Source organism: Stappia sp. BW2 (assembly GCF_008107695.1).
Taxonomy (GTDB): domain Bacteria; phylum Pseudomonadota; class Alphaproteobacteria; order Rhizobiales; family Stappiaceae; genus Roseibium.
Genome location: NZ_VIRG01000088.1, coordinates 1 through 438 on the forward strand (window position 1 = coordinate 1; position 438 = coordinate 438).

At 63.0% G+C, this 438-nt stretch carries 1 pseudogene; it reads left to right on the forward strand.

The annotated features are described in order from the left end of the window. A pseudogene (locus FMN63_RS27695) lies at window positions 1-438 on the forward strand (MBL fold metallo-hydrolase); the annotation flags it as partial.

Sequence of the window (438 nt, forward strand, 5' to 3'; positions counted from 1 at the left end):
AATGTCGCTGATGATCCGCACGCCGGTCGGCAATGTCATCCATACCGGCGACTGGAAGATCGACCACGAGCCTTCGCTGGGGCCCCTGACCGACGAGACACGTTTCCGCCAGCTCGGCGACGAGGGCGTGCTGGCGCTGATGTGCGATTCCACCAATGCGCTGCGTGACGGAGTTTCGCCCTCCGAGAAGGATGTGTCCGAAAGCCTCCGCAAGATCATCGAGAATGCCGAAGGCCGGGTGGCGATCACCACCTTCTCGTCGAATGTCGGGCGTATCCGCACCGTTGCCGAGGCTGCCGAGGCGGCAGGCCGCGAAGTGCTGCTGCTCGGCAGTTCGCTGAAGCGCGTCGTCGACGTTGCCCAGGATGTCGGCCTGATGGAAGGCGTGAAGCCCTTCATCTCCGAGGAGGAATACGGCTATATCCCGCGCGATAAGGT